The following is a 15,925-nucleotide window of genomic DNA, read 5'->3' as shown; positions in this document are numbered from 1 at the left end:
AATGTCATTCCTGCAATAGCTTTGCCGTGAAAACCGTGTTTGGGGGATCGACGCCCATTTTGTCGAATTTTGAAAAGCAATTTATTTTGAGATTAAGTTCAATTCATGGGCCGTTTCTTTGCCAATGTAGGCTTCGCATGTGGAATTCTTGAACTGGACGACATAAGAGCTCTTGCTGAATATGGACACCTGATCTATTTTAGTAATGTTGATAATATATGACCTGCTGATTCTCAACAGTTTTTTAGAGCCTGTAAGCATTTTTTCTATTGCAGTCAACGATATGGAGGTGTTAATTTCCTTGTTGTCGCAATGCACTATGGTATTCTTTGCGTTTTTTTCCCGTTCGCACATCACAATTTCGCCCGGGCTGAGATAATGCAATATGTTGTTTTTGTCTTTAATTTCAATACGGTCATAAGATATATAATTGGCAATTTTTAACAATACCCGCTCGACTTTCATCTTGCTAAAGGGCTTGTCAATATAACCCAGGATTACCGCTTTTCTTTCCCATGCGTCCGACTTGAATTCATGGTGCGCGGAGATATAAATGATCATGGCGGCCGGGAAATGCTCATAAATTTTATCTGCGAGTATTAAACCGTCTATGTCCTCCCTGTTAAAGTCAATATCAAGGAATATTATGTCAGGGTGTTTTTCCGCGACCATGGGAAAGACTTGTTCAGGGGCGGCAACTTCGCCGATGATTTCGATATTGGAGCGCAGTTGGATAAGTATCTTTTTTAAATGCCGTATCGCTACAGGTTCATCGTCCGCAATAATAGCCCTAATCATTTTCCTTCACCCCGCCAACTATTTTTAATTTTAACATAAAAGTTGGCTTTTCCCTACCCAGGAGGAATAAATTGCAATCATCGTATTGCGCTAATATTTCCTTGATAATTAATAGTCCCAGCCCCCGGTCTTCCCCTTTGCTGCTTTTTCCCAGAAACAACTCTTTTTGCCAGTCGGCAGGATTGTCTCCGTGGATAATCTCAATTGGCTTGCCGTCGTTGATCACTTTCAGGTAAAAGTAATTTTGGACAATTTCGGTTTCAACATAGACGCAGCCGTTCTTTTCGCAATTTTCCAGTGAGTTGCTTAACAGATTTGACAGGACTGTCACCGCGTGTGTTGAGGATAGAGGAAATTTCGAAAAGTCGTCAAGTCCGTATAGCTCGAAACGGATTCCTTTCGCCTCAGCCTTCATGGCAAAAGCGCTTAAGACGATACCTATTTGGGTGTTGTTGCACTTATATACCAGGGATTTGTTTTTCACCGAGGCTTCTATTGAACTTAGATAATTAAGAGCTTCATCTATTTCGTCGCAATCGATTAAACCGGATATTACCTGTAAATGTATATAAAAGTCATGCCGTTGTTTTCGCAGGCTTATATTGAATTCCTCTATTTTTTTGATCATTTCTTTTTGACTATCATATTTTAAGTATAAATAAATTATTATAAAAGTGATTAATGGATATAACAAACTTAAAGCGATTATCAAAATTAATAAAAAATTTTCTGCAAAATTTTTATAGGATAGAATGATTGTAATAAAAAAGGTAGCTTGAATTAGAATAAAAAATAACGCGTAGATATATTTCTTGTTTATAGTATCTTGTGACTTCATAATCTATAATCCTCTAAAACATATAAACAAAAGATCACTCCCCATAAAGAGGAGTGCGAAAATACAATAATTAAATTAATATATATATATTATTTAAGTTCTTCTGGCAATTCCGGCTGGTAAAAAGACGATAAACAAGTTGGGTGAATGCCTATGGAAAACACAAACAATGAAAGAGTGGCAATGAAACCCCAAATATGCTTTTTCATTCTAATTCACCTCCTTTGCATTTAGTTTTAACTGAGTAATATATTTATAAATAGTTTTTTCCCAGCCAGTTAAGGTCAGTACCTGGATATAAATAGCCAAAATAATTGAATTTTTAATATCATTTTCAATAGTGTTGCTGGAAATATATATTAATAATAACAGTACAATTACAGATATTATTTTCCTCACATATCTTTGTTGTTTTGTTTTTATTGGTTTTTCGGGTGGATCAACCGGCGCCCTTAATACAACAATTAAAAATGAAGCAACATTTAAAATATAATATAAGTAATCACTAATTACTAAAACTTTTGCCAACATGCCGATGGATACAAATACAGCAGTTGAAACAATTAAACATTTATTAAATGTTTTTAAGTGGATGCCGCCGGAAGCATATCTCATGAATGCAATGGTAAGCATGGCAATTAATGATTGCTTCAACACACCAAACCAAAAGGGTATAGTGGTAAAAACAATTAACTTTATTATTGCTCCTATTACTACTTCTAGGCCATAACTTATTTTGGCTTTCTTAAAGTTATCATACTTCAACTCACGTGCAATGACATTACTTAAATCTATCGCTATTGAATGTAATGAAATTAAATTCATTATTAATACATCTCCGTATTGCGAGTTAATTCATCTACCTCATCTTTTAACGACCAAAAATATTTCAAAAATATAATTGACAGGGAAAAATATATAAGACTTAACAATTTTGTAATTAATGAATATTTATTTATGTAACCAAAATACATATTAAGAATTACTAAAATAATTCCCTGAGAAAGAACAATTGTTGTTAGGATTAAAGGTTCTTTCATTTTCTCTTTTGTATATTCAATGTTGCTTACTCTACTCCCCTTAATTAAAAACCATTTTTTATAATATATAATCCATGTAATTAGGCCAAATACGACTAAGTGAGGATATGTATATGTGATTCGAATAAAATTATTTTGAAATCCTTCTGTTAAAGTGATATGTTTCAGGTTTAATATTGCTTGCAAAATAAAATCGTCTAACAATATTAAAGCTGTTAAACTTAGTAGTGAAGAAATTATCGCTTTCCAGGCTTCCAATCCCAAGTATCTCCAGAAGAGTATAAATAAGATTAGCATGCCAACTATGCTATGAAGACCAAAATAGGGAATGAACCATCTTACAAACATCATTGCAAATGCGGTTATCAAAGCAGCAATAGTAATTTTTTTAATATTGATATATTCTCCAACAACGGCCATGCCAAAGGAGTATACTATTATTTCCTCTGGTACTGATTGAAATAACACTGCAATTAAAGGCATTTTATCCATATCCCGGTTCTCCTTTTATTTAGTTAACATAATTTATGTCTTGTCCCGGTTTTAGGCCTTCTTTTGATCATCACCACCATATAACTTTTTAAGAAAAAAAATAGAAGAAATGAGAAAAATAATATAGAGTGATTTAATAAATAATGAATAATTTCCTTGGAAAAATAGATGTTCATTAATGGCTGCTAAAAATATGCCTTGAAGTAAAATCGTTAATGTTACTAGGTAGCGTGCATTACTATATTTAGTATCGCTGCTGACTCTAACTCCCTTTATTAAATATATTTTCTTGCTATATAGGAACCAAGTTGTCAAGCCGTATATGGTTAAGCTTGGATAAAAATAAATGATTCTTTTTAGATTATCTTTCCATAGTTCTCCAATAGTAAGATTTTGTTCTGTTAAGATAATTGGCATAATAATAGTATCCAGCAGTATAAATGCATTTACACTAATCAGAGAAGATATTAACGCTTTCCATGGATTTATTTTTAATAGCTTCCAAGATAATATAAAAATTATAAAAACACCGATTATGCTATGGATGCCGAAAGGAACATTAGCCCTGATAAACATTGATGAAAAAGCCGATATTACTGCGGCGACAAGGACTCTTTTGAAGTTAATGTATTCCCCCACTATTGTCAGTCCGAAAGAAAACAACAGCACGCTCTCGGGTATGGAATAAAAAATGACGGCTAAAAGAGGCATCTGGTCCATAAACAAATTCTCCTCTTTTAGTGATTATATAGCAATATTTACCTCTTGACAATACTTTTATGAATATTCTAAAATATTGCTTTTAAATAAATATACAGAAAAAAACAGTACATACAGTTATCTGCATTTATGCAGTCGAACAAATTTCTCCACCAGGTAAGGATCAAATTGTATGTCGGCGCACTTTGCAAGTTCAGCCAAGGCTGCCTCGTGGGACATGGCCTTCCGGTAAGGGCGGTTGCTGGTCATGGCGTCATAAGCGTCGGCTATGGCGAGGATGCGGCATTCCAGGGGTATTTCTTCTTTTTTTAGCCCAAGCGGGTAGCCTTGACCGTTCCACCATTCGTGGTGTTTCAGAATCCAGCCGGCTATGGGAACGAGGTCGGGCGACAACATGGCTATGCGGTGGCCGATTTCACAGTGCTGCCGCATCTCGACGACTTCATCAATGGTTAAGAAACCGGGCTTCATGAGAATACTGTCCGGAATGCCGATCTTGCCGATATCATGAAATTGTGCCAAAAGACGCAGGTCGTTGATACTGCGTTCGGAAAGATCGATAGCCGCGGCGAGGTTTGATACCAGGCTTTGGATGCGTTCCGCATGCTCCTCGGTGATAAAATCCCTGGCTTCCAGGGCCTTCATGAGGGTCTGCACTATGGCGCTGCGCGCGCTTTGGTGCCGGTGCAGTTTTTCCCGGTACATTTTGTTGTCCGCTTCTTTAAAAAGGTCGCTCATTTTTACCGACTCGTCGCTTCTCACGGCAAAACCGGCGGATATGCTTAACGGCAGTTCCAGATTGGCCGCGTTGTGCCTGGCAACGCCTTCTTGGATTCTATCGCAGGCGCTTTCAATTATTTTAATTTCACTATTCGGCAACAACACTGCGAATTCATCGCCCCCAATGCGGGCTATCATATCGTTCTCGCGGAAAGAATCCTTAATGACGCTGGCTGCCGCTATGAGCAGCAAGTCTCCGGTATCGTGTCCCAAAGTGTCGTTGACAAGCTTAAGGCCGTCCACGTCACATACGATAATACCGGCTGAAATGTCGCGCCTTTCCTCCAACCGGCGCATCTTTTCTTCAAAATATGCGCGGTTGTGCAGGCCGGTAAGGGAATCATGCATGCTCAGATACTTGAGCTGGTTTTCCATTAATCTTTGTTCGGTTATGTCCCGGATGGATTCAATTGCACCGGCCAGATTTCCATCCCGGTCAAACAGGGGGGAGGCGATTCCCCAGAGGTAAGCCCCCTTCCCCCCGTACATTCTTGGCACAAAAGCTGAACCGTGCACGGAATGGCCGTCTTTTTTATAAGAGTAATACTGTGGTTTCGCATTTTCATTCATTTCAAAAGCAACGTCAATTAAAATATGACGGGTTTCTCCGTAAAAGGGTATTGCGTAAGCGTTACTCTTACCCAGCATTTTTTCTTTCGGTACCCCGGTCATCTCTTCGATGGCCCGGTTCCAGGCGATTACTCTTTTATCATTGTCAACAACAAATATGGCGTCCGGGAGAAATTCGATGATGTCCTGCAGCCGCCGGTTGGCTGACGCCAGGGCTCCCTCGCTTGCCTGCAGCTTTTCGAACTGCAGCTTGAGCTCTTCCTCGGTTGACAGCAACTCCTCGTTAATGGCTATCAGCTCTTCGTTGGCCATTGCCAGCGCTTCATTGGTTTTTTTTAGTTCCACCTCGGCCTGCTTGCGCTCGGAAATTTCCCGTCGCAGCTGCTCGTTGGCCACCGTCAGTTCATTGGTTCGTTCATTAATTGATTTCTCCAGGTGAGCACGGTGATCTCTTAACTCAAATTCGATTTGCTTGTACTTGGTTATATCGCGAAAGGACTCAACAGCGCCAATCAGGTCGCCGTTACTGTCAAAAAGCGGTGACGCTATTCCCCATAAGTACGCTCCCTTTTCTTTGAAGGGAAACGGTACATATGTTTCGGCGTATATCGTGCTCCCTTTTTTTTCAAAGTAATCGTACTGGTGTTCAATTTCCGGAAAATCGCCCAGGATCATGTCAATTAGAAACGGCCTTTTTTCTCCGTACAGGGGTATGGCGTAAGCAAAATCACCTTTGCCAATGATGTCTTCCTTACGCATTCCGGTCATCTCTTCGATTGCCTGATTCCAGGCAACTACTTTCTTATCCCGGTTAACGGCAAAGGTAGCGTCCGGAAAGAGCTTTATCATGTCCTGAAGCTGCTGGTTTAATGTGGTAAAATAATTGCTGTCGCGCTCGCGCTCCAGAACATCAAGCAAATAATCTATTTCATTGTCGCTGCGTTTAGGATCAAAGTATTCTCCCGGAGGAATGTAATAAAAGTTTTTGTGAAAGCGTCTGTCTTTCACCAGAAGGGGGTGGGTCTTGAGCGCCTCTTTAATGAGCGCGGGCGGAATTTTGTTCCGGTTGAACTGGCAGAGGGCGGCGCAGGGGTAACCGGGAAAGAATTCCCGGTTAAGTCGGGCTTCATATGCCAAAGGCTTATCTGAGTCCGGGTGACACTCCGGCATAATCATTTCTCCGGTTACGCGCAAGAGCGGATACCCCCCGGCGACAGCTTTGTTAGTTTCATCGATTAGTAAATCAATAATCCCGGCGTGAACAATAGGGTTTAATTTCGTAAAAATGTCCGCTTTTTGCAGTATTATGAGTTGCCCGGAGGTTTCGGCGGCGGCAACGTCAATCTCTGCCTCGCGTAAATATTGGCGAATTTGGCCGGCGGTGTGCGTGTCGTCCGCAAGATAAAGGCACTTGTCTCCTTTGATCAGCCCGGCGATCAGAAAAGAAACAACGGCGGCGCGCCATTCTTCCGGTGTTCTATAGATCAGGCAAAAATGATCGTGGGGATTGATATTATAAAATGCTTCTTCTATGTCGGCGGGGTTGAAAGACAAGTAGTCACCTCCTGGCGCTTATTCGCATTTTTGTTATTTTAACAATATCTACATTTTTCAGCAAGCATTTCACCTGACAATTCATAAAGCAAAGTTTTTCGCGGTTGATTTTTAAAACATCACGTTATTATGCGCGTTTCTGCTATTATTTAATAGAGGAAAAAACAGGTTTAATGTCGAAAACTCGCGTTAAAATGCCTTAAATGTATTTATTTTGAGTCATTCCTCGCCTTTGGCGAAATATTTGATTAGCAGAATAACTGGTTTCCCGGGGAGGGCAAATTATTGTCTCTGCGTAAGAAAGCTTTGATAATTATCAGTATTACAGTCACTATTTTGGTCATTCTGTTGTACGCTGTGACAAAAAGCATCCTGCTTGGGAGTTTTAACGACCTTGAACAGCGGAGCGGCCGGAGAGACGTGCAGCGAATCTTGAACGCGCTGTCCGATAATGTTATTACATTAAACAGAAAAGCGGGCGACTGGGCAACTTGGGATGATACTTACCGCTTCGTTGAGGACGTTAACGAAAACTATATAAAGGTCAATCTGCCGGATGCAACTTTCGTTGAACTCAATATCAATTTTATTTCGTTTATCAACTCTCAAGGCCGGATTGTTTTCAGTAAAGCTTTTGATTTGGAAAACAGAAAAGAAATTCCTGTTCCAAATGGTCTGTCTCAATACCTTACTATTGATAATCCCCTTTTATCCCACCACGATAAAGACAGCAAGGTACATGGAGTTATTATTTTGCCCGAAGGTCCCATGCTCGTCGCGTCCCGTCCGGTCCTGACCAGTGATAGGCAAGGTCCGGTCAACGGCTCGTTGATCATGGGAATTTATTTAAATGGCACGGTAATAAGAAGACTGGCGGACATAACGGGTTTAACTCTTGATGTAAGCGAGTTTGGTAATATGAACGCGCCGCCTGATTTTCAAACGGCGAGTTCCTTTTTGTCTGAAGACGCGCCGGTTTATATCCAGCCGCTGGATGCGGAAACAATAGTGGGTTATGCCCTTGTACAGGATATATACGAAGAGCCGGGTTTGATTTTAAAAGTGTCCATTCCCAGAGAAATCTATAAGCAGGGCCAGACCAGCGTCCGCTACTTTATTTTGTCAATGCTGGCAGTCTGCCTGGTGCTCACGCTGATGTCCTTGCTGCTGTTAGAGAAAACGATATTGTCAAGGTTGGCCGGACTTAGTAGCAGCGTGGTAAACATCGGCGCCAGCAGCAATCCCGCCGGACGCGTATCGGCAAGTGGCAGCGACGAATTGTCCGTGCTTGCGAGTGAAATCAACAAGATGCTGGAATCGCTGGAATCTTCCAGACGAAGGCTGAGCGAAAGTGAGGACTTGTACCGGACAGTTTTCGAAAACACAAAGAACGCGACAATAATTGTTGAGGAAGATATGACGATATCGTTGGCCAATACGGAATTTGAGAGGATCTCCGGCTACAGTAAAGAGGAAATTGAAGGAAGGAAAAAATGGACGGAATTCGTTGCCGGAGAATACCTGGAGCGGATGGAAGAGAATCACCTGAAGCGCAGAACCGAACCGGATTTTGCCACCAGAAATTATGAGTTTCATCTCATTAATCGCCTGAGTGAAGTTAAAGACATTATTGTGACAGTATCCATTATCCCGGGGACCAGAAAAAGCTTGGCTTCTTTATTAGACATTACCGAGCGCAAACGGGCCGAGGAGGCGCTGCGCATTGCGCACCAGGCTCTCATAGAAAGCGAAGAAAAGTACCGCACCATGGTCGATGACGTCCTGGACAGCTCAGGGGTAGGCATTCTCATTCTTGATAGAGATTTTAAGATCGTTTGGCTGAACCGGGCTTTAAAAAGCTTCATGGGACTTTGCCAAGATGAAGTTGCCGGTAAAGACATACGGATTCTGATTGATCAAAAGATAAAGCATATTTTTGAGGATAAGGAAAGTTTTGCTCAAAGGCTGCTGTCTTTATACGCCGTCAATAAATATGTCGAAAATCTCGAATGTCATGTTCTGCCCGCAGGTGAGCGCCGGGAACGCTGGCTGGAGCATTGGAGCCATCCGGTCAAGTTAGGCCTTTACGCCGGCGGGCGGATCGAGCATTACTATGACATCACCGAACGCAAGCGAATGGAGGAACAGCTCAAATACTTGAGCCTATACGATCCGCTTACCGGCCTGCACAACCGCGCTTACTTTAATGAAGAAATGCGGCGTTTGGAAGGAGAGCGGTATTTGCCTCTTGGGGTTATTGTCTGTGACCTGGACGGACTCAAGCTTGTCAACGATACCATGGGGCACGACGCCGGCAACGACATGCTTGTTTCTGCGGCGGAGATTTTAAAAAATTGCTTCCGCAAAGGTGACATGGTTGCCCGTATCGGCGGTGATGAATATGTGGTTTTGCTCCCCCGTATAGACTTGCGTTCTTTGGAGAAAGCCTGCCAGCGTATACGGGAATCCATTGAAAAATATAATTTGGCCAATCCAGAAATCCCTTTAAGCATGTCCATAGGGTTTGCCATTGGTGAAAAAAGTACGCGAAAACCCGCCGAACTTTTTAAAGAAGCGGACATTAATATGTACCGGGAAAAACTTAGCCACACCCAAAGCACCCGCAGCATCATTGTGCAGGCTCTGAAGAAGATACTCGAAACAAGAGATTTCGCAACAGAGGGACACTCGGAGCGCATGCAGGACTTGGTGGTGCAATTGGCCCTGGCTTGCGGCTTGCCCGAATATAAATTAAATGACCTGCGCCTCTTCGTCCTCTTTCACGATTTGGGCAAAGTCGGCATCCCCGACCGGATCCTTTTCAAACCATGCTCCTTGAATAACGAGGAACTGAATGAAATTAAAAAGCACTGTGAAATTGGCTTCCAAATCGCCAATTCAGTGCCGGATCTGGTCCCTATTGCCGATTGGATCCTGAAGCATCATGAGTCGTTCGACGGAAAAGGTTACCCCTCGGGGCTGAGTGGTGAAAATATTCCGCAAGAGTGTCGTATTTTGGCCATTGTAGACGCATACGACGCGATGACAAGCGACCGTCCTTACCGGAAAGCGATGACGCACGAGGAAGCTGTCGCTGAATTAAAAAGGTGTTCCGGCACACAGTTTGATTCGTGTTTGGTGCAAAAGTTTGTGCAGGTGTTGGATGAAAGGCTTGGAGTAAGCTGTTAAGACGGTAAAATTCCTGAGGATACTATGGATAACAGTAATAATTACGTGTTAAAGGAAATAATCCGTTCATGTTGAATATTAGTGGAATATTAGATAAAAATGGATGGGGTGATAATTATGGGAGAGGCAATATTCAGGCAGAAAAATAAGCAAATCGCTGTCAATGTCATAGCAGCCTGCGGGGTAATGACTCCACGGCAGTTTGCCGGCCTTGGTAAGATAGCCGAAGATCTGGAATCAAGCGGCTTAAAGTTAACTTCCCGGCAAACAGTGATAGTGTTGCTGGAAGAAGATAAACTGCCGGCTTTTAAAGAAGAATTGCAAATTCTTGGCTTAAATATTTCTCCGTTTGGGAATTCCATCAGAGCAGTTAAGGCTTGCTCCGGTAATGCAGAACTTTGCCGTCGGGCAATAACCGACGCGCTCAATATCGGCATTGAAATTCAATCAAAATACCTCGGACAACCTGTCCCGGATGACTTCAAAATAGCGGTGGCCGGATGTCCCCGGGGCTGTACCGACCCTTACTGCGCGGACTTCGGAATAATTGGCTGCAGCAGAAACCTGTATAATATCGCCATAGGCGGCCGGGGCAGCAGCGGGAACCCTTTGCATGGGCGGACAATAGCGAAAAAATGCGATCAGCGTACTGTCTTCCAGGTGTTGGATTTTGTGCTGGATAAATATCGTAAATTTGCGGAACCAGAGGAAAGGCTTTGTAAAACTATCTCGAGGTTGGGTATTGAGGCTTTTACTCCAAATTTTCAGCTTCCGGAAAAAAATGATGTTGACGAGGAATTTGTTGCATTCCTTACTTCAGGTGAATAGGAGGATGTCCTGGTGATTATAAGAAGTTTGAATGAAATAGACCTGCAGAGTATATATAAACATTTGGAAAAGTTATGCGCTAACTGTGACAAGATAAAAAGTCCCGCATGCAAAGAATCCGCTTGTTTGATTGGTTTCAGCAAACGGGCCTTGCGTTTTTCCATGGAGAATGGTGTGCTGGATATTCCCGGCGCCAATAAGCTTATCCCCACCCGGGATTTAAAGACCTATTATCCGGAAACAGTAGCCCCCGGTCTGGCCGAAACTTGCCGCCAATGCCGGCAGTGCCAGGATAACCACTCTCCTAACTGTGTGATTGCTCTTACCCGGACTTGCCTGGAATATACCACCCTGTCCCAGGAGATTGACTACCCCGGCAGCGTTTTTCAATACCTCATCAAAGTCAAGGAACAAAATAAAACACTTTCAGAACTGATTGCCGCAGCGATAAAAACTTGATCGGTAAAATATAATGCGTATTATTAAAAGCTATCCGCTGTTGGCGGATAGCTTTTAATTGGAGCAGCTTTATTGCTTGCGGGTTGTTTAAAAATACCGGACGTGCACAGGATGGATTAATTATTTATCTTGACTGGAGGTTTATATGAAGATATTAATGGATCCGCACCGTCTTCTGTCATCCCTTTCTCTTTGCCTGGACTTTACCAAGGAGGGAATCGCCAGGCACCATCTGCAGGTAGCTTATATCGGGACAGCCCTGGCTGAAGAAATAGGCCTGACGGAGGATGAAAGAGAGATGATCCTTTTAGCTTCGCTTATCCATGATGCCGGTGTCAGTACCTGGGGAGAGAAGGTAAAACTGGCTGAATTTGAAATTTTCGAACCGTGGGAACATTGCAGTAATGGCTATGAAATAATTAGCAAGGTTGACTTTCTAAAACCTGTCGCGGAGATTATCCGGCACCATCACGACCGCTTTGGCGGCGGGAACAGATCGGGGTTCGCCGGAAAAAGGATTCCCCTGGCGGCAAGAATTATCCACCTGGCCGACCGGATTGATGTCTTAATGTCAAAGGAAGAACATGTATTAATAAAGAGGGATGATATTATCCGCGCTATTGAAAGTAAGACCGGTCAGGTTTTCGACCCGGAGCTGGTAGTTACTTTTAGAAGCTTGGCCCGGCGGGAAAGCTTTTGGCTCGACCTAGTTTCACCTTTCGCGCTGAGCAAACAGATTTACCCCGTGCAGAATCAGTTAAAGAGAGTTGGTTTAAACGATTTAAAACAAATTGCTGAAATGTTTGCTGTCATTATTGATAATAAGAGTCCTTTTACGTACCTGCATTCGAAGGGTGTCGCCAATGTCGCCGTACGACTGGCTGAAGCCATGAATTTCGGGAGAGAAGATCTGATAATGATGGAAATTGCCGGGTTTTTGCACGATCTGGGCAAGCTCTCAATACCGGATGAGATACTGGAAAAGCCGGGTTCTCTCAGTGCGGAGGAATTTGCTTTAATTAAACAACACACTTACTACACTTTTCATATCCTAAGAGAAGCAGGCATTCCTTCTACTATTGCTGAGTGGGCCGCGTACCACCACGAAAAACCGAATGGCGGCGGCTATCCCTTTGGCCTGGAAGCCCCGCAACTATCACTTGGCGCTAGAATTATGGCTGTTGCGGATGTGTTTACCGCCCTTCGCGAGGACAGGCCCTACCGCCCTGGCCTGGGTAAAAAAAGTATTGAAGAAATTATGGGTAAAATGGTGTTGAGTAATGCCCTGGACGGGGAAATAGTTGGTAAACTTTTTGATATTTATGATTATCTTCCGGCCGGTTCGCGCCACTCTCTTTTGTACCCGCAGTGGAGAGCTTCTTCGTAACCTGACATCCAGGCTGGCAGTGTTGTCGCCTCTGATTTATCTAATAATTAGGCAGGTTTACTTAACTGATTAATGGCCATAATAAGGTTAAATCATATTTAAAAGGAGCGGCGAATGATGACTACAACACTGGTTGAGTACTTCGGCGGCGTGCAGAACCGTCTCCCGGAAGAAGCGGTAAGAGTGATCAAAACCCTTGAAGAAGAAGGTTCCATGAACAAAGAAGAGCTTTCTCTGACCGCTAAGGTCAAAAGGGCCGTGCTGGACCATATTGTCATGCAGCTTTATGCTCTTGGCCTGGTGGATGTGGCGACTGAAGGCAAAAGCAAAATGTGCAGTCTAACCAAACTTGGACAAGATTTTCTAAATCTGAAGGATGCTGTTTAACAGCCGGCACAGGTATTGTTCTTCAGCATATTAAGTGTGATAGGAGTTGGTTTGGGTGCGCCGGAGCGCGGAGATGAAAAAGGAACAAGAAAAAACAAGGATCAGCAAGGACTTGAAAAAAAATATCAGGCTTTTGGACGCTGAAATAGGGATTGAAAAAAGCTTTGACGTTCTCACCAGGGAACTGGTCATCGGCGGCAAAAATGTCACCTTGCTTTTTGTGGACGGTTTAACTAACGACCAAATTGTGACAATTGTTCTGCAGAACTTGACCCAACTCAGTCATGAGGATATGCGCCCGGAAGGAATAAGAGAGCTGTTCCGGAGCCATCTTGGCTATACTGAAGTGGAAGAAGTACAGTATCTTGAGGATGTTGTCGATAAAGTGCTGGCGGGTCCCCTCGCTATATTGGCGGAGGGCTCGGATAAAGCCTTGATTATGGATGCCAGGATTTACCCCATCCGCAGTCCCGAAGAGCCGGATCTGGAGCGAGTGGTGCGGGGTTCCAGGGACGGCTTTGTTGAAACCCTGGTTTTTAACACCGCCTTAATCCGCAGGCGGATCAGGGACCCCAAGCTGCGTATGGAATACGTCCAGGTGGGGACCCGGTCGAAATCCGACATAATTATTTGCTATATTGAAGATATAGCCAACCCCGATCTGGTGGAAAGCATAAAGGATAAGATAGAATACATCAAGATTGACGGTATCCCGATGGGTGAAAAATCGGTGGAGGAGTTGATTACTCCAGGTTCTTACTGGAACCCTTTCCCCAAGGTGCGTTATACCGAGAGGCCGGACGTGGCCGCCATGCACCTGCTGGAAGGGCACGTGCTGGTGCTGGTGGACACTTCGCCCAGTGTAATTATCGCCCCAGCCACATATTTTCACCACCTGCAGCATGCCGAGGAATACCGCCAGAATCCCACCGTGGGGGCTTACCTGCGCTGGGTGCGGTTCATTGGTGTCGCGGCCTCAATTTTTTTACTGCCGCTATGGTTCCTATTCGCCAACAATCCGGAATTGCTGCCGCCACAGCTGGCTTTTATCGGTGTTAGCCAGCCCGGCGAGGTGGCGCTAATATGGCAGTTTATCCTGGCGGAGATTGCCATAGACATGATCAGGCTGGCCACCATTCATACACCGGCAGCCCTGGCGACGTCAACAGGCATTATCGCGGCGCTGTTAGTCGGGGAGCTGGCCACCAGAGTAGGGCTGTTTTCCCAGGAGGTGGTTTTGTATGTAGCCGTGGTGGCAATCGGCACTTTTCTCACTCCCAGCATTGAAATGGCCAACGCCAACCGGCTGGTGCGGCTGGGATTGATCATCATGACCGCGCTGTTCCGGGTGCCGGGTTTTGTGGTTGGCGTTATTGCCACTTTTGTGGCCCTAGCGCTGAATAAATCCTTCGGGGTGCCTTACCTATGGCCGCTGGTGCCTTTTAACGCAAAGGCCTTAGGCGGGGTCCTGGTGCGGACGCCGGTTTCAATGCGCAACACCAGGCCGAGTGTTTTGCGGCCAATCGACCGTGACCGTCAGGTTGTCTCTGCTCCGGCCCGCAAGCCTTTTAACCGGAGTGAAAGCGAAAAAAAGGAAAGTTGAAATAAAAACCCTTTTATAGGGGCTTTTAGTACGGCGGGCCTATTTCATCGGGTTCTGAAACAAGGGGATTGCGGGTGGTGTATGGTATAATAATGATGAGGTGATTTGATTGATAACCAAAGAATTAATAGATAGAATCAATTTTCTGGCCCGCAAACAGCGTAACGGAGGACTTTCGCCGCAGGAAAAAGAGGAACAAAAAGAACTCCGTGAGATGTACCTGGAAAACATACGCCGGCAGGTGGTTGACGCTCTGGAATCGGCAGGACGTAAGCCTAATGGTGATAAACATGACGTGGCTTGCGGTTGTGAAGCTTGTTTGGGACAGGGAGAGCCTGGACAAGGCAAACTGCATTAAACAACGTGAATACAATACAATATAGAAGTAATTAACAATTAATAATCGATATTTGGGATTAAGTACCTTGTATTAAAACCGCTGCCGGAGACAAAATATAAATAAGGGTTTGTAATGGACGAGCCCAGGCTGTTACAGGGTCAAAAGGCTTTGTAACAGCCGGCCGAAGGTTGATGCCGGGTCTAAAAGGTTCGGTATCAGCCGGAGGGCAGACTGGTAAGTGTTCCGGCAGGCTTTATAACAGTCGAAAACGATTGCTATGAGGTCGTAAGGGATATTTACCGGTCGAGCTAAGATTATCATGGGTGCCGGATACATTTAACTATATTTGTTGATGTGAGGTTTGCAGCAGTCGAAAGATTGCTGCAGGCTTCCTAGGTATTCATGATAGTCGAGCAAAGGTCATTATAGGTTCCGTAATGGTTCTCGGCAGTCGAAAGATTGTTCTGGGCTATGCAGGGATTTATAATGGCTGTAGCGTAGTTCATTACGGGCTCTTTGTAAAAGTAAGAAACCTTTCTCTTAGATGAGGAAGGTTTCTTACTTTTATCGAAGGAGTCAGGGGAAGCAAAGGGATGTTCCGCCTGTTCGTCAGGTTCCCACGGTACCTTCGCATGTGCTGCTGGCCATGGGCGTACCGCCCTGGAAACCGCTCGCGGATCGCTCCGGCTTACTCTTGAAAGAGGGATGTGGAATATTTCCTTGATATTTTGCCGCCTATAATTGATCGCTTGACAGCAGCGCCATTTTCTAATAATTAAGGTGAACATGGTGTTAAGTCTTACTGGAATAGTGTTAATGTTGACAATAATTATTTGCCATGCTAAGATCATCCCATGAAATCCTACTGATTAACTCTGTTTTAGAGTTAATTAAAAATAATTGTCAAAGGTGCGCTATTGTGGCTAAAGAAAAGGTTGTC

Annotated in this window: 15 protein-coding genes; 7 read left to right on the top strand and 8 right to left on the bottom strand. The window is 43.8% G+C overall.

Annotated elements, in window-relative coordinates; translation table 11 throughout:
• Nucleotides 1-81: 81 nt before the first annotated feature.
• The 7 genes from L9W92_RS10915 to L9W92_RS10885 form a co-directional block, all read right to left on the bottom strand.
• Nucleotides 82-798: a LytR/AlgR family response regulator transcription factor gene (locus tag L9W92_RS10915; protein ID WP_240083796.1), complete on the bottom strand. Its 717-nt coding sequence runs from the start codon at nucleotides 796-798 to the stop codon at nucleotides 82-84.
• The gene (locus L9W92_RS10910) at nucleotides 791-1,426 is read right to left on the bottom strand and encodes a sensor histidine kinase (protein ID WP_240083795.1); all 636 of its coding nucleotides are present in this window, start codon (nucleotides 1,424-1,426) and stop codon (nucleotides 791-793) included. The genes L9W92_RS10915 and L9W92_RS10910 overlap by 8 nt, the downstream gene beginning before the upstream one ends.
• Before the next feature lie 299 nt (nucleotides 1,427-1,725).
• A complete protein-coding gene (locus tag L9W92_RS10905; protein WP_240083794.1) occupies nucleotides 1,726-1,845 on the bottom strand; it encodes a cyclic lactone autoinducer peptide in 120 nt (39 codons plus the stop codon).
• 1 nt (nucleotide 1,846) lies between these two features.
• Entirely contained in the window at nucleotides 1,847-2,461 is a 615-nt protein-coding gene (locus L9W92_RS10900) for an accessory gene regulator ArgB-like protein (RefSeq protein WP_240083793.1), read from the bottom strand.
• A 2-nt stretch (nucleotides 2,462-2,463) separates the two neighbouring features.
• On the bottom strand, nucleotides 2,464-3,168 hold the full coding sequence (locus tag L9W92_RS10895; protein ID WP_240083792.1) for a hypothetical protein: 705 nt from the start codon (nucleotides 3,166-3,168) through the stop codon (nucleotides 2,464-2,466).
• A gap of 51 nt (nucleotides 3,169-3,219) precedes the next feature.
• A complete protein-coding gene (locus L9W92_RS10890; protein WP_240083791.1) occupies nucleotides 3,220-3,888 on the bottom strand; it encodes a hypothetical protein in 669 nt (222 codons plus the stop codon).
• Nucleotides 3,889-4,005: 117 nt separating this feature from the next.
• Entirely contained in the window at nucleotides 4,006-6,792 is a 2,787-nt protein-coding gene (locus L9W92_RS10885) for an MEDS domain-containing protein (protein WP_240083790.1), read from the bottom strand.
• A 285-nt stretch (nucleotides 6,793-7,077) separates the two neighbouring features.
• Here L9W92_RS10885 and L9W92_RS10880 point away from each other — a divergent pair, with 285 nt between their 5' ends.
• From L9W92_RS10880 to L9W92_RS10850, 7 genes are all read left to right on the top strand, one after another.
• Nucleotides 7,078-9,981: a CHASE4 domain-containing protein gene (locus L9W92_RS10880; RefSeq protein WP_240083789.1), complete on the top strand. Its 2,904-nt coding sequence runs from the start codon at nucleotides 7,078-7,080 to the stop codon at nucleotides 9,979-9,981.
• A gap of 117 nt (nucleotides 9,982-10,098) precedes the next feature.
• Nucleotides 10,099-10,809 carry a ferredoxin-like domain-containing protein gene (locus tag L9W92_RS10875; protein WP_240083788.1) on the top strand — a complete coding sequence of 237 codons (711 nt, stop codon included), beginning with the start codon at nucleotides 10,099-10,101 and terminating at the stop codon, nucleotides 10,807-10,809.
• 12 nt (nucleotides 10,810-10,821) lie between these two features.
• The gene (locus L9W92_RS10870) at nucleotides 10,822-11,268 is read left to right on the top strand and encodes a hypothetical protein (RefSeq protein WP_240083787.1); all 447 of its coding nucleotides are present in this window, start codon (nucleotides 10,822-10,824) and stop codon (nucleotides 11,266-11,268) included.
• Between the two features lie 145 nt (nucleotides 11,269-11,413).
• Nucleotides 11,414-12,655: an HD domain-containing phosphohydrolase gene (locus L9W92_RS10865; RefSeq protein WP_240083786.1), complete on the top strand. Its 1,242-nt coding sequence runs from the start codon at nucleotides 11,414-11,416 to the stop codon at nucleotides 12,653-12,655.
• A gap of 114 nt (nucleotides 12,656-12,769) precedes the next feature.
• Nucleotides 12,770-13,042: a transcriptional regulator gene (locus L9W92_RS10860; RefSeq protein WP_240083785.1), complete on the top strand. Its 273-nt coding sequence runs from the start codon at nucleotides 12,770-12,772 to the stop codon at nucleotides 13,040-13,042.
• 73 nt (nucleotides 13,043-13,115) lie between these two features.
• Entirely contained in the window at nucleotides 13,116-14,645 is a 1,530-nt protein-coding gene (locus tag L9W92_RS10855) for a spore germination protein (protein WP_240083836.1), read from the top strand.
• A gap of 109 nt (nucleotides 14,646-14,754) precedes the next feature.
• Entirely contained in the window at nucleotides 14,755-15,003 is a 249-nt protein-coding gene (locus L9W92_RS10850) for a DUF896 domain-containing protein (protein ID WP_240083784.1), read from the top strand.
• Between the two features lie 132 nt (nucleotides 15,004-15,135).
• Here L9W92_RS10850 and L9W92_RS10845 read toward each other — a convergent pair whose 3' ends face one another.
• The gene (locus tag L9W92_RS10845; RefSeq protein WP_240083783.1) at nucleotides 15,136-15,306 is read right to left on the bottom strand and encodes a hypothetical protein; all 171 of its coding nucleotides are present in this window, start codon (nucleotides 15,304-15,306) and stop codon (nucleotides 15,136-15,138) included.
• Nucleotides 15,307-15,925: the final 619 nt, after the last annotated feature.

Source organism: Pelotomaculum terephthalicicum JT (assembly GCF_022410535.1).
Taxonomy (GTDB): Bacteria; Bacillota; Desulfotomaculia; order Desulfotomaculales; family Pelotomaculaceae; genus Pelotomaculum_D; species Pelotomaculum_D terephthalicicum.
The sequence above is the reverse complement of the archived record's forward strand: the minus strand, read 5'-3'. Positions and strand labels throughout refer to the sequence as shown.